This is a genomic window from Janthinobacterium sp. SUN137 (assembly GCF_030587265.1).
Lineage (GTDB): Bacteria > Pseudomonadota > Gammaproteobacteria > Burkholderiales > Burkholderiaceae_D > Janthinobacterium > Janthinobacterium kumbetense.
The window spans coordinates 1,548,794-1,566,749 of record NZ_JAPWHZ010000001.1; the positions used below are offsets into that span (position 1 = coordinate 1,548,794).

The window sequence follows — 17,956 nt, forward strand, 5'->3', positions numbered from 1 at the left end:
TTCCACTCTATGGGAGCAACCATGAAGCACATGCCGTGGCGCGACTTCTTCGCCCTCGTGGTGAGCATCGGCGTGGTGGGCCTGGGCCTGGGCGCCACCATGCCGCTCACCGCGCTGACCCTGCACCAGCGCGGCGTGGGCACGGACATCATCGGCATGATCACGGCCGTCAGCGCCCTCGGCATCCTGGCAGCCTCGCCGTTCGTCTCGCGCTGGGTAGGACGCTTCGGCGCGCGCGCCACCATGCTGGGCGCCGTGTGGGTGGCATCGCTGGCGACGATCGCCATGCAGTTCACCGACCACCTGCTGGCGTGGAGCGTGTTGCGCTTCCTGTTCGGCGGCGCCATGGGCGTGCTGTTTACCATCGGCGAAGCGTGGGTGAACCGCCTGGCGCCCGACAATTCGCGGGGACGCGTGGTGGCCATGTACACCACCAGTTTTACCTTCTTCCAGCTGATCGGCCCCGCCCTCGTGGCCCTGTTCAACGACAAGATCAGCTGGAGCTTCGCCGCCTGCGGCCTGCTGTTTTTGCTGGCCGTGCCGGGATTGATGCTGATCTCGAACAGCGGCCCGGAACGCGAACCGGAGGAACATGGCGTGAAATGGACCCTGATCCTGCCGCGCATGCCGATGATCGTGCTGGGCGCCGCCTTCTTCGCCCTGTTCGACACGCTGGCATTAAGCTTGCTGCCCCTGTACGCGATGGAGCACGGCATCGGCACGGACCTGGCCCTGCTGTCGGCCACCGTGGTACTGGTGGGCGACACGGGCCTGCAATTCGCGCTGGGCTGGATGGCCGACCGCTTCGGCCGCGCCAAAGTCCACGCGGGCTGCGGCGTGGCCGTCTGCCTGCTGCTGCCGCTGCTGCCGTTCGCCGTCGGCACGCCGTGGCTGTGGTGGACCTTGCTGCTGTTGCTGGGCGCGGCGGCGGGCGGCATCTACATGCTGGCGCTGGTGGCGTGCGGCGAGCGTTTTACGGGCCTGTCACTGACCAGCGCCAGCGCCATCGTCAACGCCACCTGGGGCGTGACCAGCGGTGGCGGCCCCCTGCTGACGGGAATCCTGATGCAATCGGTGGGCGTGAACGCCCTGCCGGCCGTGATGTGGGTGTGCGCCGCCATTTTCGTGGGCAGCGCCGTGTGGGAACGCAGGAAGGGGATCGTTTAACTTCCGCTACTTCTTTTCCAGGCGCCGCTGCAATTCCTCGGCCACCGGATAATCGGGATACGCCTGCCGGAACGCCGTCCACTCCTCGTGTGCCAATGCGCCTTCGCCGGCCTTCAAGAGGGCGTCGATCTTCACCAGCCACACGGAAGCGTCGAGCTTTGCGGGCGGCGGCATCGGCGCGGAGCGGGCCGCGACGGGCGCGGGCTTGGCCAGCGCGCGCTGCATGCTGGCCTCGGCCTGCATGGCGGCTTGCGGCTCCATCGCCTGATGCATGTCCGTGGGTGGCGGCGGTGGCGGCGATGCTGCCAGTTCAGCCGTCGGCGCTGACTTGGCTACCGCCATGGCGCGCGGTGCAGGCGCAGGCGCCGGTGCCTGCGCGGGTGGACTGGAGACGACTGCCTGCGGCACCGGCGCCGCGGCAGGCATCACTTCCTGCGTGACCGGTTCCCCGACCACGGGAAATTGCGCCGGCTTCGAGCCGAACCAGTCCACGCCGATCAGGTTGACCGTCAACAGCACGGCCGCGGCCAGTCCCAGCGGAACGCGCCAGCGCTGCAGGTAGTCCGGTGCTTGCTTGGCGGGCAAGGTGCGCAGCACGCCATCGGCGCTGTCGTTCGCGGCCGCCGGCTGCTGCAAGGCTCTTTCCGCATCCGCCAGAATGACCGTATCGAGCGCGCTGGAAGGCGCGGGCTGCGGCAGGCTGGCCAGCAGCGCGTTCAATTCCTCGTCGTGCCGTTCGTCGTTATCTTGATTGTGCGTATTCATGCCTGTCCTCCCGCGCCAGCGGCGCTGTCCAAGCCCGCGCGCAACTTCTGCATGGCGTAGCGCAGCCGGCTCTTGACGGTTTCCGCTTCCGCCCCCGTCACCACGGCGATCTCGAGAATGCTCATGCCGCTGAACTGCTGCAGCACTAGCGCTTCCTTTTGCTCGGCCGGCAGCGCGGCGATGGCCGCATGCAGCAACGCGTGCTGCTGTTTCTGCTCCAGCGATTGCAGCGGCGATGCCCCCTCGTCCATCAGTTCGCCCACGTCGTCGTGTTCCTGTCCTTCCCGCTGGCGCAGCAGGTCGATCAGGCGGTTGCGCGCGATCTGGTACAGATAGGTGCGAAACGCGGCCTGCGGCTGGTAGCCGGCGCGCGCCGCATGCAGGCTGGCCCACGCATCCTGCACGATCTCGTCCACCCACGCGCGGCGCGGCGCGCGCCAGGCCACGAAGCGGTACAGTCCCAGGCTATGGCGCCGGTACAATTCGCGAAACGACGGCAGGTCGCCGGCGCTATAACGCAGCATCAGGTCTTCATCCGTCGCGGTAATGAGGGTGTCGGGCATGCGAAGCAGTGTAGCCGAACTACGCGGCAGCGCCAATTTCCCTGCTCCTTCAGCGTAAAGCGGATGCAATGGGCGCATAGCTGATGCGGCGCACTTCGCGGACCTGCCCTTCCTTGAGCGCTCCTTCCACCAGTTCATAGCCGAGCAGGGCGAAGACCCGCCCCTGCAGGAACAGGGGGCGCGCATTGCCATACCAGTCCACGCAGGACGCGCGGCAGCCGTCGTCCGGGGGCTGACCGGGCCGCGCCGCCAGCGCGCCCAGTTCCGTCAATTGCAAGCCGCTGTTGCGCAGGTACAGCACGGAAGCCGATGACTTGTTCAAGCCTGGCCGTTCGTCCGCGCCCAGGATGGGCAGGCCGATCATCCCCTCCCCCGCCGCTTGCGGCTTGTAGAAAAAGCCGTGGCTGCGCGATTCGCCCTGCGCCGCATCGGCGCGGATATAGCGCGCGGCAACCGCCGCCTGCGCTCCCAGGCGAATGCTGCTGAAGTGCAGATCCTTGCCCTGCGCGCCGATCACCACGGCGTCATCGCCCAGCGCCTCGATGCGTTCCACGCCGTGCGGCAGGGACAAGGCTTGCACGCTGCCCCCATCGGCCCAGCGTACGGCATACAGGGGCTGGCGCGGCCAGGCCTGGTCGGCCTTGCGGCGTCCGGGATTGCCCGGATTACCGTACAACAGATAGGCGCCCACATAACGGTTCTGCAGCCCGTAGCCGCCGCCACCGGGCAGCGCCTTGTAGCTGCTGGCTGGCGCACTGTCGCGGCCATCGGAAAACGACGCCAATGGCACGCGCAGCAAGGCCATGTCGCCTCGGCCACGCGTGCCATCCCACATGGCGTCGCCCTGGCCTTCTGCGCGCAGCAGGACGTTCAGGTGGCCATCCGCGCTTTCCAGGAACGAGAACTGGTCGACGGGCGCGCCCGCCACCTTCAGGGCGCTGGGCGCCGTGCCATCGAGGGGGATGCGGAACACGCCCGAGTCGCTGCCGCGCCGCGTGGTCCAGACAAAGACGGATTCGCCCGACACATAGAACACGCGCCCCTGCGGTCCCATCACGGCGGTAGCTTCACAGCGCATGTCGCGCTGCGCCAGGTCGCACACGGTGACCGTATGCAGGGTCAGGCCGGCGCCCATCTCGGGGTCTTCGTCGGTGCGGTAGATGCGCGTGGCTGGGGCGATGCGCTTGAAGTCCGATGGTACGGCGTCGGGACGCCAGCGGCGCAGGGCGGGAAAGCCGCCGAACGGGTCGCCACGGCGCAAGTTCAGCGACAGGGGCGAGTAAAACACCAGCTTGCTGCCGATCAAGCGGCTCGCGTAATTGCGCGACGAGTAATAGTCGTTGGAGCGCAAGTGGTAGGTGGCACGGTAGGCCAGCTTGCCGTCCCCATCGATGTCGAACAGGCCGATCTCCGTGCCGCCCCGGCTGTAGCTGTAGCCGATCACCACCACCGTGTCGCCATCGATCAGCATCTCGTCATACCAGCTGCCGGAAGGGTCGCTGCCCGGCGCGAACGCGTCGAGCGAGGCGACAGGCTGCAGGGCCTTGCCACCCACCTGCACGGTGAACAGCTTGCCGCGCCTGAGCATCACCAGGTGCTTGCCATGCAGCTTGACGATGCCGCCTTCGTCCACGCCCGCCGTCTGCACATTGGTGACGGATTCCGCCGCTTCTGCCGACGCTGCCGGCGCGGCTTTCGCCACCATCGGCGCAGGCGGTGGCGCCGACATGTACTGCGCCGTGGCGCCCTGCAGTTTCTGCTGTTCCCTTTGCTGTGCCGCCTGGCGCGATTGCAACTGCTGCAGGTAGCTGCTCAAGGCCTGCTCGCTGGCAAACGGCGCCAGGGTCTTGCGCGGCGCCATGCCGGCGGCGTGGCAGCCCGCCGACAGCAGCAGGGACAGTATCAATGTGATCTTGAGGGCGCTGGACATCGCTTCTTCTCCGGTTGGCTGGGGTGTCCAACATGAAACGCAGCGGCGGAGAAAAAGGGGTTAAATGCGCGTAAAAATATTCAGGAAGCCAGCGCCCTATTCAAATCCGCGAATCCGGTCGCCATTGAAATTCGGCAGGCGCCACTCGAAGTGCAACGCCAGGAAACGGAACAGGAAACCGGCGCCGATGGATGCTAGTTGCGCCACGGAGCTGTCGACCTTGAAGTACAGCAGGCCGACATACAGGCTGCCCGTAAACAGGGCCACGGTGGCATACACTTCACGCTGCAGCACGAGGGGAATCTGGTTGCACAGGATATCGCGCAGCAGGCCGCCGAAAACGCCCGTGATCATCCCCGCCAGCACGACGATGGCAGGATGCATCTTGGCCGACATAGCGATGTCGCAACCGATCACGCAAAACGCCACCAGGCCCAAGCCATCGACCAGCAGGAAGACGGCGCGCAGATGGTGCAGGTAGCGCGCGACAAAGGCCGTGACGACGGCCGCGCCGATGGTAAACAGCAGGTACTCGGGATGCGCGATCCAGCCCAGTGGATAGTGCCCCAGCAGCACGTCGCGCACCGTGCCGCCACCGAGCGCCGTGACGGTGCCGATCATGCAGATGCCGAACAAATCCATGCCGCGCCGCATGCCCATGATGGCGCCGGACATCGCTTCGGCGACAATCGCCACCAGGTAAATCGTATATAACAGCATGCTCTTACTCTTCCGAAAATGATTTGAGAATTTGTTCGCGTTCGCGCGCTTCGCTCAGGGTGCGCGCCTCGTTCGTGCCCGTACTGGAGCCGCCGTTGCCAGCATCGTCGTGCGCCATGCGTGTATCCGCCCCCAGGCTGCCGCAGCTGACGCTGCTGTGGATAAAGGCAAAGTTATCCTTCAGGCAGTCGCCGGCCAGGTATTCGGCATACACGTAATCGCCGTCGAGCAGGGACAGGCCTGCCGGTTCGGCCAGCACCTGTTCGCGGCGTCCCTGCACGGCCACCTGCATGTAATCGCGCCAGACAGGCAGCGCCAGGGTACCCCCGGTGGCGTTGCCCAGGCTCTTGGGCTGGTCGTAGCCGAGCCAGACGACGGAGACGAGGCCCGAGGAATAGCCGGCGAACCAGGCGTCATACGCGTTGTTGGATGTTCCCGTCTTGCCGGCCGCGTCGCCGCGTCCCAGTGCCAGCGCGCCACGGCCCGTGCCGCTCTTGACGACGTCGCGCAGCATGCTGTCCATGACGTAGGCATTGCGCGTGGTGATGACTTGCCTGCCCGGCGCCGGTTCTCCCTTGGCGCGTGGCGCCGCATCGCTGAACAGCACTTCTCCGCTGCGGCTGCGCACTTCCTTGATCAATTTCGGCGACATCTGCATGCCGCCATTGGCGAACACGGCATACGATTGCGCCAGCTGCAGCGGCGTGACGGCACCCGCGCCCAGCGCCAGCGGCAAGGAAACGGGATTGCGCGCGCTCTCGAAACCGAAGCGCGTGGCATAGTGCTGCACATAGCCTGGACCGGCCGCCTGCATCAGGCTGACGGCCACCAGGTTTTTCGAGCGCACGAGGCCCCGCCGCACGCTGATGAAGCCTTCATAGTTATTGCCGTAATTGCGCGGACGCCAAGGCTGCGCGCCCGTTTCCTGCGGCAGCAGCAGGCGCTGCGTATCGTCCACGGCCGTGCCGGGGAAATATCCCTTTTCCAGCGCCGCCGAATACACGAAGGGCTTGAAGCTGGAACCGGGCTGGCGGTAGGCTTGCATGGCGTGGTTGTAGTGGTTGCGGTAGAAATCGAAGCCGCCCGCCATGGCGACGATTTCGCCGCTGTGCGCCTCGACGGAAATCAGTGCGCCTTCCATCTCGGGCAACTGGCTCACCAGCCAGCGGTTCTTTGCCGCGTCGTGCACCACGCGGATCACGCTGCCCTCGACGATGGCGCGCTTGCCATCCCACTGCAGCTTGCCGCCCAGGCGCGCATCCGATGCCGTCAGCACGATCTCGTCGCCATTGCGCAGCTGCGCCTTGACCTGGCGCGTGCCGCTCGTCTCCACCTTGCGCACCAGCGCGGCGCGCAATTCACCGCTGTCCGGATAGGCGGCCAGCTGGCGCGCCACGCTGTCTTCGGAGGCGGCCAGGCGCGCTTCCGGGCCACGGTAGCCGCGCCGTGCCTGCGCATTCAGCAAACCATCGCGCAGCGACCTGTCGGCCGCCCGCTGCGGCGCCATGCGGATGGTCGTCGTCACGTCCAGGCCCATGCTGTAGGCGCCCTCGGGATAGCTTTGCAGGATCAATTGGCGCGCTTCTTCGACCGCATACGCGGCCGCGTGCACGGAGCTGTTGCGGTCCTTGTTCAGGGCCAGTTTTTCCGCCACGGCGGCCGTGTATTCGGCTGGCGTGATGTAACCGAGTTCGCGCATGCGCTGCAGGATGTAGTGCTGGCGCACGGTGGCGCGCTGCGGATTGGCGACGGGGTTGTAGGCCGACGGCGCCTTCGGCAAGCCGGCCAGCATGGCTGCTTCGGCGATGCTGACGTCGGCCAGCGGCTTGTCGAAATAGATGTTCGAGGCAGCGGAAAAACCGTAGGAGCGTTCGCCCAGGTAAATCTGGTTCATATACAGTTCCAGCAGCTTGTCCTTGCCATAGTGCTGTTCCAGCTTGTAGGCGAGCAGCATCTCCGTCAGCTTGCGCTGCACGGTCTTTTCGCGCGACAGGAAGAAGTCGCGCGCCACCTGCATGGTGATGGTGCTGGCGCCCTGCGCATGGTGGCCCGTGACGACATTGGCGAGCGTGGCGCGCGTGAGGCCATAGAAATCGACGGCGCCGTGTTCGTAGAAGCGCGCATCCTCGATGGCCAGCAGGGCCTGGCGCATGCGCAGGGGGATCTCCTTCAAGGGCAGGAATTCGCGGCGCTCTTCGCCGTATTCGGCCAGCAGCTCACCTTCGCTGGAGAAAATGCGCAGCGGCAGCGCGGGCTTGTACTGGGCCAGGTGCTCGACGGCGGGCAAATCCTGCCACGCCTGGCGCAGCCACCAGCCGCCCGCCATGGCTGCGGACAAGCCCAGGCCCAGAGTCAGTCCCAGGCCGAATTTCAGATTGCGCGCCAGCTTGGATGGCGGCTTGCGCGCCGTGGCGCCGTCTTTGCCGCTGTCTTGCGAGCTGTCTTGCGCCGTATCTTGCGTTTCCATATTGTCATTCCTTTGCTGCCAGGAGGCCGCACGCTGGCGCGCGGCACTCCATCAAAGAGGTATTGTGCACTGCAACACACCTATCCTTATAAAAAGTAAGTATTATTTAGTATTGATAAATTTTTCTTATGTTAGGCGCGCACCATGGACCTCAATCCCAAGCACACGGAAGCGTTCCGCGCCGTCGTCGAAACGGGCAGCTTCGAGCAGGCGGCGCTGCGGCTGCATCTGACGTCGCCCGCCATTTCGCAGCGGGTGCGGGCGCTGGAAAGCCAGCTGGGCAACGCCCTGATCGTGCGCAGCCGTCCCGCTCGCGCCACGCGCATGGGCCAGCGGCTGATGCAGTATCTGAAGCGGGCCAAGCTGCTGGAAGCGGACTTGCAGGCGGAACTGGCGGTGCAGCAGGATGCCCCGCTGACCCTGGTGCTGGCGCTGAACGCGGACTCGATGGGCACCTGGTTCTTCCCAGCCCTGTCCGAGGTGCTGATACGCGAGCGCGTGCTGCTGGACTTGACCGTGGAAGACCAGGACCACACCTACACCTTGCTGGAAACGGGCATGGCGATCGGCTGCATCAGCACGGAGCCCAAGCCCATGCGCGGCTGCACGGCCGAGCCGCTGGGCGTGATGCGCTACTGGCTGGTGGCCACGCCAGCGTTCCGCCAGCAGTGGTTCGCGCACGGGCTGACGCGCAAGGCGGCGCGCACGGCGCCCGTCGTCGCCTACACGCGCAAGGACACCCTGCAATCGTCGTTCCTGCAAGAGGCGCTGGGCTTGCCCGAAGGGGCCTACCCCTGCCATTACGTGCCGGGCGCCACCTCGCACTTCAACGCCATCCGCTACGGCCTCGGCTACGGCATGGTGCCTGAGCTGCTGCTGAAAGCGAATACGGATGGCGAGCTGGTGGAAATGCTCACGCCCAAGACCCCGGCCGACGTGGCCCTGTACTGGCATACGTGGAAGGTGCAGTCGCCGCGCCTGGAGCAGCTGTCGCGGCAAATCGTCGCGGCGGCACGCAGCATGCTGAAATAGCTATCGCTGCATGCCCCAGCGCTTGAGAGTCACGCGTTCCAGGCTGCGAAAGCCGATGTTTTCCACCAGCAAGCCGATGACGATGACGGCTGCCAGTCCCGCGAACACCTTGTCCGTGTACAGCTCGTTGCGGTTCTGGAAAATGTACCAGCCCAGGCCGCCCTGGCCCGACGTGGTGCCGAATACCAGCTCGGCCGCGATCAGGGTGCGCCAGGCAAACGCCCAGCCGATCTTGAGGCCCGAGACAATCGAGGGCAAGGCGCCCGGCACGAGGATGTGCAGCACCAGGCGCAAGCCGTTCAAGCCGTAATTGCGGCCCGCCATACGCAGGGTGTCGGGCACGCCCTGGAAGCCCGCGTACGTGTTCAGGGCCAGCGGCCACATCACGGAATGGACGATGACAAAGATCAAACTGGCGCGCCCCAGGCCGAACCACAGCAAGGCCAGCGGCAGCAAGGCGATGGCTGGCAAGGGATTCAACATGGCCGTCAGGGTTTCCAGCACGTCGCGCCCGATGCGGCTGGACACGGCCAGCAAGGTCAGCACAAAGGCAGCCAGCACGCCCATGGCATAGCCCTGCAGCAAGACGACCAGGGATGCGGCCGTACGCGTGAGCAATTCGCCGCTGGCGATGCCGCCGATGAATGCCTGCGCCGTCTGCAAAAAACTGGGCAACAATAAATCGTTGTGCGTCCAGCGCGCCGCGCCTTCCCACAGCAAGGCCAGGCTGAGCAAAATCAAGGCCTTGCGCCATAACGCATGCTGGCCCAGGCGCTGGCAGCGCGACAGCGGCCGCTCGACGGTAACGCCGGCCGGCGGCGGCGCCGCGTAGACGAATTCCTGGCGGATGGGCGGTTCCAACAGCGCGCTCATACGGCCTCCCTGCGTGCCGCGTCAGCTTGCTGGGCGGGAGCAACGTCCTCATCGAACAGCAAACCATGGATGCGGCTGCTGGCAGCCTGGAATTCCGCGCTGCCGGCGCTGTGCAGGCCGAACTGGTGACTGTTCAGTTCGGCGCGCACGCGGCCCGGATGTGGCGACAGCAGCAGGATGCGGTTGCCCACGACCAAGGCTTCCTCGATCGAATGCGTGACGAACACGAGCGTAAAACGCAGCTCTTCCCACAAGCGGCTCAGCTCTTCCTGCATCTTGCGCCGCGTCAAGGCGTCGAGGGCGGCAAACGGCTCGTCCATCAACAGCACTTCCGGCTGCATGGCCAGGGCGCGGGCGATGGCCACCCGCTGCTTCATGCCGCCCGACAAGGTATGCGGATGGGCATCCTCGAAACCGGCCAGGCCCACCTTGGCGATCCAGTGATGGGCACGCTCGCGGGCCGCCACCTTGTCCAGGCGCTTGCTGGCCAGCAAGGGGAACATGACGTTTTCCAGCACGGTCTTCCATGGCGGTAACTGGTCGAATTCCTGGAACACGACGACACGGTCCGGCCCCGGTTTCTGGATGGGCTGGCCCTGCATGGCGATGCTGCCCGCACGCGGCGCGATGAAGCCAGCCACGGCTTTCAGCAAGGACGATTTGCCGCAGCCGGATGGCCCCAGAAGCACAAAACGGTCGCCGCGGAATACGTCGAAACTGACGTCATGCGTGGCGCGCACGGTGCGCTGTTCGGTCCGATATTCCAGGCTGACATTCTTGACGCTGAGCAAAGGCTGTAAGGCGACTGGCGGACGTACCAGGTGAAAAGCGGGTGCGTTCATGTCAGCCTCCTTGCGTAATGGCAGGGTCGTCAAAGAAGTAGTCGCGCCAGCTGTCAGGCAGGTTGCGGATGGCGTTCACGCGGTGCAAAAATTGCGCCAGGCCATGGGTGTTTTGCGGCGAGATCTTGAATTGCACTTGCGGATTCGCAAAGATTTTCAGCAGCAGGTTGCGGTCTACCTTGCTCTTGTTGACCTTGATATAGATGTCGGCCGCGCCTTGCGGATTGCTGCTCGCATACTGCGCCGCTTCCGCCAAGGCGGCGATGAAGGCGCGGTAAGTCTTCGGATTGTCCTTGCGATACTTTTCCGTCGCATACAGCAGGGTCGACGAGCTTGGCCCGCCTTGCACGTCGTACGAGTTCAGGATGATGTGGGCGTTCGGGTTTTGCGCCAGTTCCTGTTCCTGGAACGGCGAATTGCCGAAGTGGCCGGTCAGCTCCGTGCCGCCGGCGATGATGGCGGCCGCCGCGTCCGGGTGCGGCAGGGTTTGCGTGATCTTATCGAGGCGGGCGAATTCCTTGTCGCCCCACTGCTTCGCCACCGCCATTTGCAAGATGCGCGCCTGCACGGAAACGGACACGGCGGGCAAGGCGATGCGGTCCTTGTCCGTCAAGTCCGCCAGGGTTTTTACCTTGGGGTTGTTGCTGATCAAATAGTAGGGAAAATTGCCCAGCGAAGCCACGCCGCGCACGTTCTGCCTTCCCTTGGTGCGGTCCCAGATGGTCAGCAGCGGCCCCAGCCCGGCCCCCGCGATATCGATGTTGCCCGACAACAAAGCATCATTGATCGCCGGCCCGCCGGACAGGGTGATCCAATCGACTTTGACATCGACGCCCTGCTGCTTGCCATGCTTTTCGATCAGCTTTTGTTCCTGCGCAATATTGAGCAGCAAGAAGGTGATGCCATGCTGGCCCGCGATGCGAATCTGCCCTTCGGCCCGGGCCATGGGCATGGCCATGCACAGCAGGGCGATGGTGGCGAGCAGGCGGCGGGCAAAGCTAAAGATCGGCAACATGGACACTCCTTGAGTCAGATCAACAATCAAAAAAATCAGTACGGCGCATCGCCTTCGATGGTGGTGCGATACAACTTGCGGCGCTGGTCGGGCGGGCAGCCCGTCGCCAGGTGCATCAGCGAGCGGTTGTCCCAGAACACCAGGTCGTGCGGCTGCCAGCGGTGCACGTACAGGTGCTCCGGGCGCACGCTGTGGGCAAACAGTTCATCGAGCAGGGCGCGGCTTTCATCGTCGGGCAAGCCGACGATGCGCGTGGTGAAGTGTTCGCTGACAAACAGGGCGCGGCGGCCCGTTTCCGGGTGCACGCGCACGACGGGGTGCGTCACGGGTTTGACTTCATCGACCTGCGCCTGGGTCAGGGCGGGCCGCCATGGGTTGCGGCGGCGCAATTCCTCGTACTGGCTCAGGTAGCTATGCTCGGCACGGGCGCCGCGCACGGCGTGGCGCAGCGCGGCCGGCAAACTTTCCCACGCCAGGTGCATATTCGCAAACACGGTATCGCCTCCGTCCTGCGGCAACTCTTGCGCATGCAGCATGGAACCGAGGCTGGGCACTTCCTTGTACGACAGGTCGGAATGCCAGAAATGGCCCGCGTCGCCCAGGCCGATGGGCTGGCCATCCTCGACGATGTTCGAGATGATCAGCACTTCCGGCTGCGTGGGCAGTTGGAACTGGCGCAGCACGTGGATTTGCAGGGGGCCGAAGCGGCGGCTGAAATCGACTTGCTGCTGCGGCGTGATGCGCTGGTCGCGGAACACCAGCACGTGATGGTCGAGGTGGGCGTGGTGCAGGCGCTGGAAGTCGCCCAGCGACAGCGGCTGCGCCAGGTCCAGCCCCAGCACTTGCGCGCCGAGCGGCGCATCGAAAGTCTCGATACGGAACGGGCTGGAAGAAAACGCGGGTTTCAGGACGGCCGACATGGGAACTCGACTAGAGTCAGGGGAAGTCCACTGTATGCCGGCCAGCCTTGCTTGCAAACGAAGCATTTACTATATGGATATGCGCGGCGCGTTGCGCCACGCTGCCACAGCGGCTGTCACGAATTGGCACAGCAGCACCGGCCTTGCCCGGGCATGGTGCTAGCACGAAACTTGCTTATCTACTAAGCTTTAACCCTAGCCCCAGGAAAGCCATGCCCACCTACGCCCTGCTGCTCGCCTTGCTGTTGACTGTTCCCGTCCATGCCCAGGATAGCCAGGGTGAAAGTGATCTCAGCTACAAAGCCTATGTGCACAGCGACAAGCGCATCAAGTGTTTGTACGGCTATGCGGCCGACAAGACGGGCGACCATGCGGCCGCCGTCGCCATCTTTGAAGATTGCATCCGGCGCTGGAACGATGTGTATTCGATGATTTGGCTGGCCCAGCTGTATGAAACGGGCATCGGTGTGACCAAGGACCTGGCGCAGGCGACGGCGCTGATGCGGCGCGGCGCGCATACGAATGATGACGCCGCCTACGCGCGGCTGGCGCGCTACCACTATGGCGTGGCGCTGGCCGAAGGCCGGGGCACGCCGCAGGACATTCCCCAGGCCAAGACCTGGCTGCGCCAGGCGGCGCAAGAGGGCGTGCGGGAGGCGGCCGACTACCTGGGCCGCCTGGAAGGCGCGGCACCTTAGCGCCGCGCCAGCATTGCTGGCTTACGCAGTCGCTTCGTAGCGGGCCAGGCGGGCCGCCATGCGCGGCGCCAGTTCGTGGCCGGCCTTGACGGTCACTTCCAGGTCGTTCAGCAAGCCATCCTTCAAGCCATAGACCCAGCCATGGACGCTGAGTTCCTGTCCGCGTTCCCACGCATCTTGCACGATGGTGGTCTGGCACACGTTCAAGACTTGTTCCACCACGTTCAGTTCGCACAGGCGGTCGCCGCGCTGGCGGCTGGTCAGCACGTCGCCCAGGTAGCGCTCGTGCTTCTGGCCCACGTCCTGGACGTGGCGCAGCCAGTTGTCGACCAGGCCGATGCGCGTGCCCGTCATGGCCGCATGCACGCCCTTGCAGCCGTAATGGCCGACGATGATGACATGTTTGACTTTCAGCACGTCCACGGCAAATTGCAGGACGGACAGGCAATTGAGGTCGGAATGCACGACCACATTGGCAATATTACGGTGCACAAACACATCGCCAGGCGCCATGCCCAGCAGTTCGTTGGCGGGCACGCGGCTGTCGGAGCAGCCGATCCACAGGTATTCGGGCGACGTTTGCGCTTCCAGATTCTTGAAGAAGTTCGGGTCTTTCGCCACCATCGAGTCGGCCCAGCGGCGGTTACGCTGCAGCAGTTCCGCCAGGGCCAGGCCATTTTTCGGTTCGGTCATATCGCTCCCATTGTGTGCGTACGACTGAGTTGGCGGCAGATCGCGCCCATAGGCCGGCGATGCGCGCATATTTCTCAGTCGTGGTGAAAAAAACGCCGGGATGTTTCAGCATCCCGGCGCATGGTATTACGTGTGCTTACTCAAAAAAATCCTTGACCTTGTCTTTCCAGGTCTTGCTTTGCGGACTGTGCTTGGCACCGCCCTCGGTCGTCGACTTTTCAAAGTCGCGCAGCAGGTCTTTCTGTTTTTCCGTCAGTTTCACCGGCGTTTCGATGGCCACGTGGCAGAACAGGTCGCCCGCGTAACCGGAGCGCACGCCCTTGATGCCCTTGCCTTTCAGGCGGAAGGTCTTGCCCGACTGGGTGCCTTCGGGAATCGTGAACGACACTTTGCCGTTCAGGGTAGGCACTTCGATTTCGCCGCCCAAGGCCGCCTTGGCGAACGAGATCGGCATTTCGCAATGCAAGTCGTCGCCTTCGCGCTGGAACACCGCGTGCGGCTTGATGTGGATTTCCACATACAGGTCGCCCGACGGACCGCCATTCGTGCCCGGTTCGCCGTTGCCGGACGAACGGATACGCATGCCGTTGTCGATACCGACTGGAATTTTCACTTCCAGGGTCTTGTTGCGCTTGATGCGACCGGCACCGCCGCATGGCGTGCACGGGTCAGTGATGACCTTGCCGCTGCCATGGCATTTCGGGCAGGTTTGCTGGATGCTGAAGAAACCTTGCTGCATGCGCACCTGGCCGTGACCACCGCACGTACCGCAGGTGGTGGGCGAAGTGCCCGGCTTGGCGCCGCTGCCGTGGCAAGTGTCGCACTTGTCCCAGCTCGGCACGCGGATGGTCGTGTCGAAGCCGTGAGCAGCTTGCTCCAGTGTAATTTCCAGGTTGTAGCGCAAGTCGGCGCCACGGTACACCTGTGGACCCGCATTGCGGCTGCGTCCACCGCCACCGCCAAAGATGTCGCCGAAGATATCGCCGAAGCTGTCGGCAAAGCCGCCAGCACCGCCGCCGAAGCCGCCACCGCCGCCCATGTTCGGGTCCACGCCAGCGTGACCGTAACGGTCATACGCATCGCGCTTTTCCGGATTGGTCAGCATCTCGTAGGCTTCTTTGACTTCCTTAAACTTTTCTTCCGATTCCTTGCTATCCGGATTGCGGTCCGGATGGTATTTCATCGCCAGTTTACGGTAAGACTTTTTGATCTCTTCTTCCGAAGCATTTTTTGCGACACCGAGTGTCTCGTAAAAATCACGCTTTGCCATGTTGTCGGCACCTTGCAGTCTATCTACTGATGTAAAAATTACACGAAAAAGCCGAGTCGAGTGCTGCGCTAGGCGCAGCGACTCGGCTCGGCCGGTCTTCGCGGCTAATCCCGCGATGTAGCGTTCAGCCCGGCTACCCCCAGTTCATGGGAGCGCAAGACAATTACTTGCTGTCTTTGACTTCTTTGAAGTCAGCGTCAACAACGTCGTCTTGCTTGGCGCCTGCGTCCGATGCGCCAGCAGCTTGCTGTGCACCTTCCGCGCCGCCGGCAGCTTGCTGCGCTTGCATGTCGGCATACATTTTTTCGCCCAGTTTCTGCGATGCGCTCGACAGTGCTTCCACCTTGGCGTCGATCTCAGCCTTGTCGCCCGCCTTGATGCTTGCTTCCAGGTCGGTGATCGCCGCTTCGATCTTCTCTTTCTCGCCCGCATCGAGCTTGTCGCCGTATTCGGTCAAGGATTTCCGGGTCGAGTGTACCAGAGCATCGGCCTGGTTGCGCGACTCGGCCAATTCTTTGACCTTCTTGTCTTCTTCCGCGTTCAACTCGGCGTCTTTCACCATCTTCTGGATTTCAGCCTCGGTCAAGCCGGAATTGGCCTTGATCGTGATCTTGTTTTCCTTGCCGGTGGCCTTGTCTTTCGCGCCGACATGCAAGATGCCGTTGGCGTCGATGTCGAAGGTCACTTCGATCTGTGGCGTGCCGCGCGATGCTGGCGGGATGCCTTCCAGATTGAATTCGCCCAGACCCTTGTTGCCGGCGGCGATTTCGCGCTCACCCTGGAAGACCTTGATGGTCACCGCAGGCTGGTTGTCGTCGGCCGTCGAGAAGACCTGGCTGAACTTGGTCGGAATCGTCGTGTTTTTGTGGATCATCTTGGTCATCACGCCGCCCAGGGTTTCGATACCCAGGGACAGAGGGGTGACGTCCAGCAACAGCAAATCCTTGCGTTCGCCCGACAGGACCGAACCTTGAATCGCTGCGCCCACGGCGACGGCTTCGTCCGGGTTCACGTCCTTGCGTGGATCCTTGCCGAAGAATTCCTTCACTTTTTCCTGTACCTTCGGCATACGCGTCATGCCGCCGACCAGGATGATGTCATCGATGTCCGACACTTTCACGCCAGCATCTTTGATGGCGGTACGGCATGGTTCCATCGTGGCCGTGATCAGCTCTTCCACCAAGGACTCCAGCTTGGCGCGGGTCATCTTCAGGTTCAAGTGGACCGGTGCGCCATTCGCCATGGCGATGTACGGCTCATTGATCTCGGTTTGTTGCGACGACGACAATTCGATCTTCGCGCGCTCGGCCGAAGCCTTGATGCGCTGCAGGGCGATCGGATCTTTTTTCAGGTCGATGCCGTTGATCTTCTTGAACTCGTCGATGATGTAATCGATGACGCGCTGGTCGAAGTCTTCGCCGCCCAGGAAGGTGTCGCCGTTGGTCGACAGCACTTCAAATTGTTTCTCACCATCAACATCCGCGATTTCGATGATCGACACGTCGAACGTACCGCCACCCAAGTCATACACGGCGATTTTACGGTCGCCTTTTTCGGTCTTGTCCAGGCCGAACGCCAGCGCTGCCGCGGTTGGCTCGTTGATGATGCGCTTGACGTCCAGGCCAGCGATACGGCCGGCATCCTTGGTGGCTTGACGCTGCGAGTCGTTGAAGTACGCAGGCACGGTGATGACGGCTTCGGTGACTTCTTCACCGAGGTAGTCTTCTGCCGTTTTCTTCATCTTGCGCAGGACTTCAGCCGAAATTTGCGGCGGCGCCAGTTTTTTGTCGCGTACGCCGATCCATGCATCGCCGTTGTCGGCTTTCATGATTTGGTACGGCATCAGCGCGATGTCTTTTTGCACTTCTTTTTCGTCGAACTTGCGACCGATCAAACGCTTGACTGCGTACAGCGTGTTTTTCGGATTGGTCACAGCCTGGCGTTTCGCCGGCGCGCCGACGAGAATTTCGCCATCTTCTTGATAAGCAATAATCGACGGCGTCGTGCGTGCGCCTTCAGCGTTTTCGATTACCTTTGGTTGACCGTTTTCCATGATGGAAACGCAGGAATTCGTGGTTCCCAGATCGATACCGATAATTCTACCCATGATTTTTTTCCTTTTATTTGCTAGATTTCAGATGGTTCTTATATGTGGCAAAGCGGCATGGTTTCAAGGCTTGCTTGATGCCGCCCTCTGATTATTTTGCTTGCGCGGTCGTTACAATGGCTGGACGCAGCAGGCGGTCCGCAATCATATAGCCCTTTTGCAGGACTGACACGATGGTATTGGCTTCCTGGTCCGCTGGCACCACGGCAACAGCCTGGTGTTTCATCGGATCGAGCTTCTCGCCCTGCACCGGCAACACTTCCACCAGGCGGTTGCGCTCGAACGCGGCGTTCAGTTGCTTCAGGGTCATCTCGACGCCTTCTTTCAGCGAGTCGATGGTCGGTGTTTCCACCGTCAGCGCCGTTTCCAGGCTGTCTTTCACCGGCACCATGGCTTCGGCAAAGCTTTCCACTGCGAATTTATGCGCTTTAGCAACATCTTCCTGCGCGCGGCGGCGGATATTTTCGCCATCGGCCTTGGCACGCATGAAGGCATCGTGCATCTCTGCAAGACGCGCTTCGGTACTCGCCAGCTGCTCTTCCAAAGTAGGCTCTGCGGGAGTCGATGGGGCAGTCGCCGCGGCGTCCGCTTGCGGATTAGGTACAGCTTGGTTTTCCTGATCTTGCATCTGAAAAGCTCCTACAATCAATGACTTAAATGAGTTAGTCTAACTATCTTTACAACACTAACGGGCAGATGGGGCTATATCCTATTGTTTCAAGGGGTATGCATGGCAAAACCGGAATTACAGCGATCCATGTTACAGCTTATTACAAAGCACTTCCCATTTCAGGCAGCGATCCGTGCGCGCCCCCTTGATTTTCCAGGCTTCCCACGGCAAAGCGGGCATTCTACCAGCCCCGCCGCAGCCATCGCCACTGGCGATGTTGCTAT

16 protein-coding genes are annotated in these 17,956 nt (G+C 63.0%); 3 read left to right on the top strand and 13 right to left on the bottom strand.

Annotated elements, in window-relative coordinates:
* Positions 1–21 precede the first annotated feature (21 nt).
* The gene (locus tag O3298_RS07050; protein WP_289917616.1) at positions 22–1,167 is read left to right on the top strand and encodes an MFS transporter; all 1,146 of its coding nucleotides are present in this window, start codon (positions 22–24) and stop codon (positions 1,165–1,167) included.
* Between the two features lie 6 nt (positions 1,168–1,173).
* Here the strand turns inward: O3298_RS07050 and O3298_RS07055 are convergent, their stop codons facing one another.
* From O3298_RS07055 to O3298_RS07075, 5 genes are all read right to left on the bottom strand, one after another.
* On the bottom strand, positions 1,174–1,932 hold the full coding sequence (locus O3298_RS07055; RefSeq protein ID WP_289917618.1) for a hypothetical protein: 759 nt from the start codon (positions 1,930–1,932) through the stop codon (positions 1,174–1,176).
* On the bottom strand, positions 1,929–2,495 hold the full coding sequence (locus tag O3298_RS07060; RefSeq protein ID WP_289917619.1) for a sigma-70 family RNA polymerase sigma factor: 567 nt from the start codon (positions 2,493–2,495) through the stop codon (positions 1,929–1,931). The genes O3298_RS07055 and O3298_RS07060 overlap by 4 nt, the downstream gene beginning before the upstream one ends.
* Positions 2,496–2,544: 49 nt before the next feature.
* Positions 2,545–4,425 (bottom strand): beta-propeller domain-containing protein, encoded by a 1,881-nt coding sequence (locus O3298_RS07065; protein ID WP_305058859.1) that lies wholly within the window; start codon positions 4,423–4,425, stop codon positions 2,545–2,547.
* Between the two features lie 96 nt (positions 4,426–4,521).
* Positions 4,522–5,145 (bottom strand): trimeric intracellular cation channel family protein, encoded by a 624-nt coding sequence (locus O3298_RS07070; RefSeq protein ID WP_099376350.1) that lies wholly within the window; start codon positions 5,143–5,145, stop codon positions 4,522–4,524.
* A 4-nt stretch (positions 5,146–5,149) separates the two neighbouring features.
* Positions 5,150–7,612, bottom strand: coding sequence for a penicillin-binding protein 1A (locus O3298_RS07075; protein WP_305058860.1), 2,463 nt, complete (start codon positions 7,610–7,612; stop codon positions 5,150–5,152).
* Between the two features lie 144 nt (positions 7,613–7,756).
* On the opposite strand from O3298_RS07075, the gene O3298_RS07080 reads away from it, so the two are divergent.
* Complete coding sequence (locus O3298_RS07080; protein WP_099666334.1) at positions 7,757–8,644, top strand: HTH-type transcriptional regulator ArgP; 888 nt, start codon at positions 7,757–7,759, stop codon at positions 8,642–8,644.
* Here O3298_RS07080 and O3298_RS07085 read toward each other — a convergent pair whose 3' ends face one another.
* Genes O3298_RS07085 through O3298_RS07100 form a run of 4 tightly spaced genes read right to left on the bottom strand, consistent with a single transcriptional unit; the run spans position 8,645 to position 12,294 of the window.
* Positions 8,645–9,517 (bottom strand): ABC transporter permease, encoded by an 873-nt coding sequence (locus tag O3298_RS07085; protein ID WP_305058861.1) that lies wholly within the window; start codon positions 9,515–9,517, stop codon positions 8,645–8,647.
* A complete protein-coding gene (locus tag O3298_RS07090; RefSeq protein WP_305058862.1) occupies positions 9,514–10,359 on the bottom strand; it encodes an ABC transporter ATP-binding protein in 846 nt (281 codons plus the stop codon). The genes O3298_RS07085 and O3298_RS07090 overlap by 4 nt, the downstream gene beginning before the upstream one ends.
* 1 nt (position 10,360) lies before the next feature.
* Positions 10,361–11,374, bottom strand: coding sequence for an ABC transporter substrate-binding protein (locus O3298_RS07095; RefSeq protein WP_369811501.1), 1,014 nt, complete (start codon positions 11,372–11,374; stop codon positions 10,361–10,363).
* A gap of 35 nt (positions 11,375–11,409) precedes the next feature.
* The gene (locus tag O3298_RS07100; RefSeq protein ID WP_099666330.1) at positions 11,410–12,294 is read right to left on the bottom strand and encodes a TauD/TfdA family dioxygenase; all 885 of its coding nucleotides are present in this window, start codon (positions 12,292–12,294) and stop codon (positions 11,410–11,412) included.
* A 212-nt stretch (positions 12,295–12,506) separates the two neighbouring features.
* On the opposite strand from O3298_RS07100, the gene O3298_RS07105 reads away from it, so the two are divergent.
* Complete coding sequence (locus O3298_RS07105) at positions 12,507–12,992, top strand: tetratricopeptide repeat protein (protein WP_251350098.1); 486 nt, start codon at positions 12,507–12,509, stop codon at positions 12,990–12,992.
* A gap of 21 nt (positions 12,993–13,013) precedes the next feature.
* Here O3298_RS07105 and can read toward each other — a convergent pair whose 3' ends face one another.
* From can to grpE, 4 genes are all read right to left on the bottom strand, one after another.
* The gene (can, locus tag O3298_RS07110) at positions 13,014–13,685 is read right to left on the bottom strand and encodes a carbonate dehydratase (protein WP_099666328.1); all 672 of its coding nucleotides are present in this window, start codon (positions 13,683–13,685) and stop codon (positions 13,014–13,016) included.
* 136 nt (positions 13,686–13,821) lie between these two features.
* Positions 13,822–14,955, bottom strand: coding sequence for a molecular chaperone DnaJ (gene dnaJ, locus O3298_RS07115; protein WP_086147258.1), 1,134 nt, complete (start codon positions 14,953–14,955; stop codon positions 13,822–13,824).
* Positions 14,956–15,118: 163 nt separating this feature from the next.
* Entirely contained in the window at positions 15,119–17,062 is a 1,944-nt protein-coding gene (gene dnaK / locus O3298_RS07120; RefSeq protein ID WP_070290878.1) for a molecular chaperone DnaK, read from the bottom strand.
* A gap of 91 nt (positions 17,063–17,153) precedes the next feature.
* A complete protein-coding gene (grpE, locus tag O3298_RS07125; protein ID WP_251350097.1) occupies positions 17,154–17,690 on the bottom strand; it encodes a nucleotide exchange factor GrpE in 537 nt (178 codons plus the stop codon).
* Between the last annotated feature and the right edge of the window lie 266 nt (positions 17,691–17,956).

What these genes read in the sequence shown, in the direction of transcription:
- dnaJ (WP_086147258.1), bottom strand. Translation starts at nt 14,955, where the DNA reads ATGGCAAAGCGTGATTTTTACGAGACACTCGGTGTCGCAAAAAATGCT.
- O3298_RS07100 (WP_099666330.1), bottom strand. Translation starts at nt 12,294, where the DNA reads ATGTCGGCCGTCCTGAAACCCGCGTTTTCTTCCAGCCCGTTCCGTATC.
- O3298_RS07080 (WP_099666334.1), top strand. Translation starts at nt 7,757, where the DNA reads ATGGACCTCAATCCCAAGCACACGGAAGCGTTCCGCGCCGTCGTCGAA.
- O3298_RS07060 (WP_289917619.1), bottom strand. Translation starts at nt 2,495, where the DNA reads ATGCCCGACACCCTCATTACCGCGACGGATGAAGACCTGATGCTGCGT.
- O3298_RS07050 (WP_289917616.1), top strand. Translation starts at nt 22, where the DNA reads ATGAAGCACATGCCGTGGCGCGACTTCTTCGCCCTCGTGGTGAGCATC.
- O3298_RS07055 (WP_289917618.1), bottom strand. Translation starts at nt 1,932, where the DNA reads ATGAATACGCACAATCAAGATAACGACGAACGGCACGACGAGGAATTG.
- O3298_RS07090 (WP_305058862.1), bottom strand. Translation starts at nt 10,359, where the DNA reads ATGAACGCACCCGCTTTTCACCTGGTACGTCCGCCAGTCGCCTTACAG.
- grpE (WP_251350097.1), bottom strand. Translation starts at nt 17,690, where the DNA reads ATGCAAGATCAGGAAAACCAAGCTGTACCTAATCCGCAAGCGGACGCC.
- O3298_RS07065 (WP_305058859.1), bottom strand. Translation starts at nt 4,425, where the DNA reads ATGTCCAGCGCCCTCAAGATCACATTGATACTGTCCCTGCTGCTGTCG.
- O3298_RS07105 (WP_251350098.1), top strand. Translation starts at nt 12,507, where the DNA reads ATGCCCACCTACGCCCTGCTGCTCGCCTTGCTGTTGACTGTTCCCGTC.
- can (WP_099666328.1), bottom strand. Translation starts at nt 13,685, where the DNA reads ATGACCGAACCGAAAAATGGCCTGGCCCTGGCGGAACTGCTGCAGCGT.
- O3298_RS07070 (WP_099376350.1), bottom strand. Translation starts at nt 5,145, where the DNA reads ATGCTGTTATATACGATTTACCTGGTGGCGATTGTCGCCGAAGCGATG.
- dnaK (WP_070290878.1), bottom strand. Translation starts at nt 17,062, where the DNA reads ATGGGTAGAATTATCGGTATCGATCTGGGAACCACGAATTCCTGCGTT.
- O3298_RS07095 (WP_369811501.1), bottom strand. Translation starts at nt 11,374, where the DNA reads ATGTTGCCGATCTTTAGCTTTGCCCGCCGCCTGCTCGCCACCATCGCC.
- O3298_RS07075 (WP_305058860.1), bottom strand. Translation starts at nt 7,612, where the DNA reads ATGGAAACGCAAGATACGGCGCAAGACAGCTCGCAAGACAGCGGCAAA.
- O3298_RS07085 (WP_305058861.1), bottom strand. Translation starts at nt 9,517, where the DNA reads ATGAGCGCGCTGTTGGAACCGCCCATCCGCCAGGAATTCGTCTACGCG.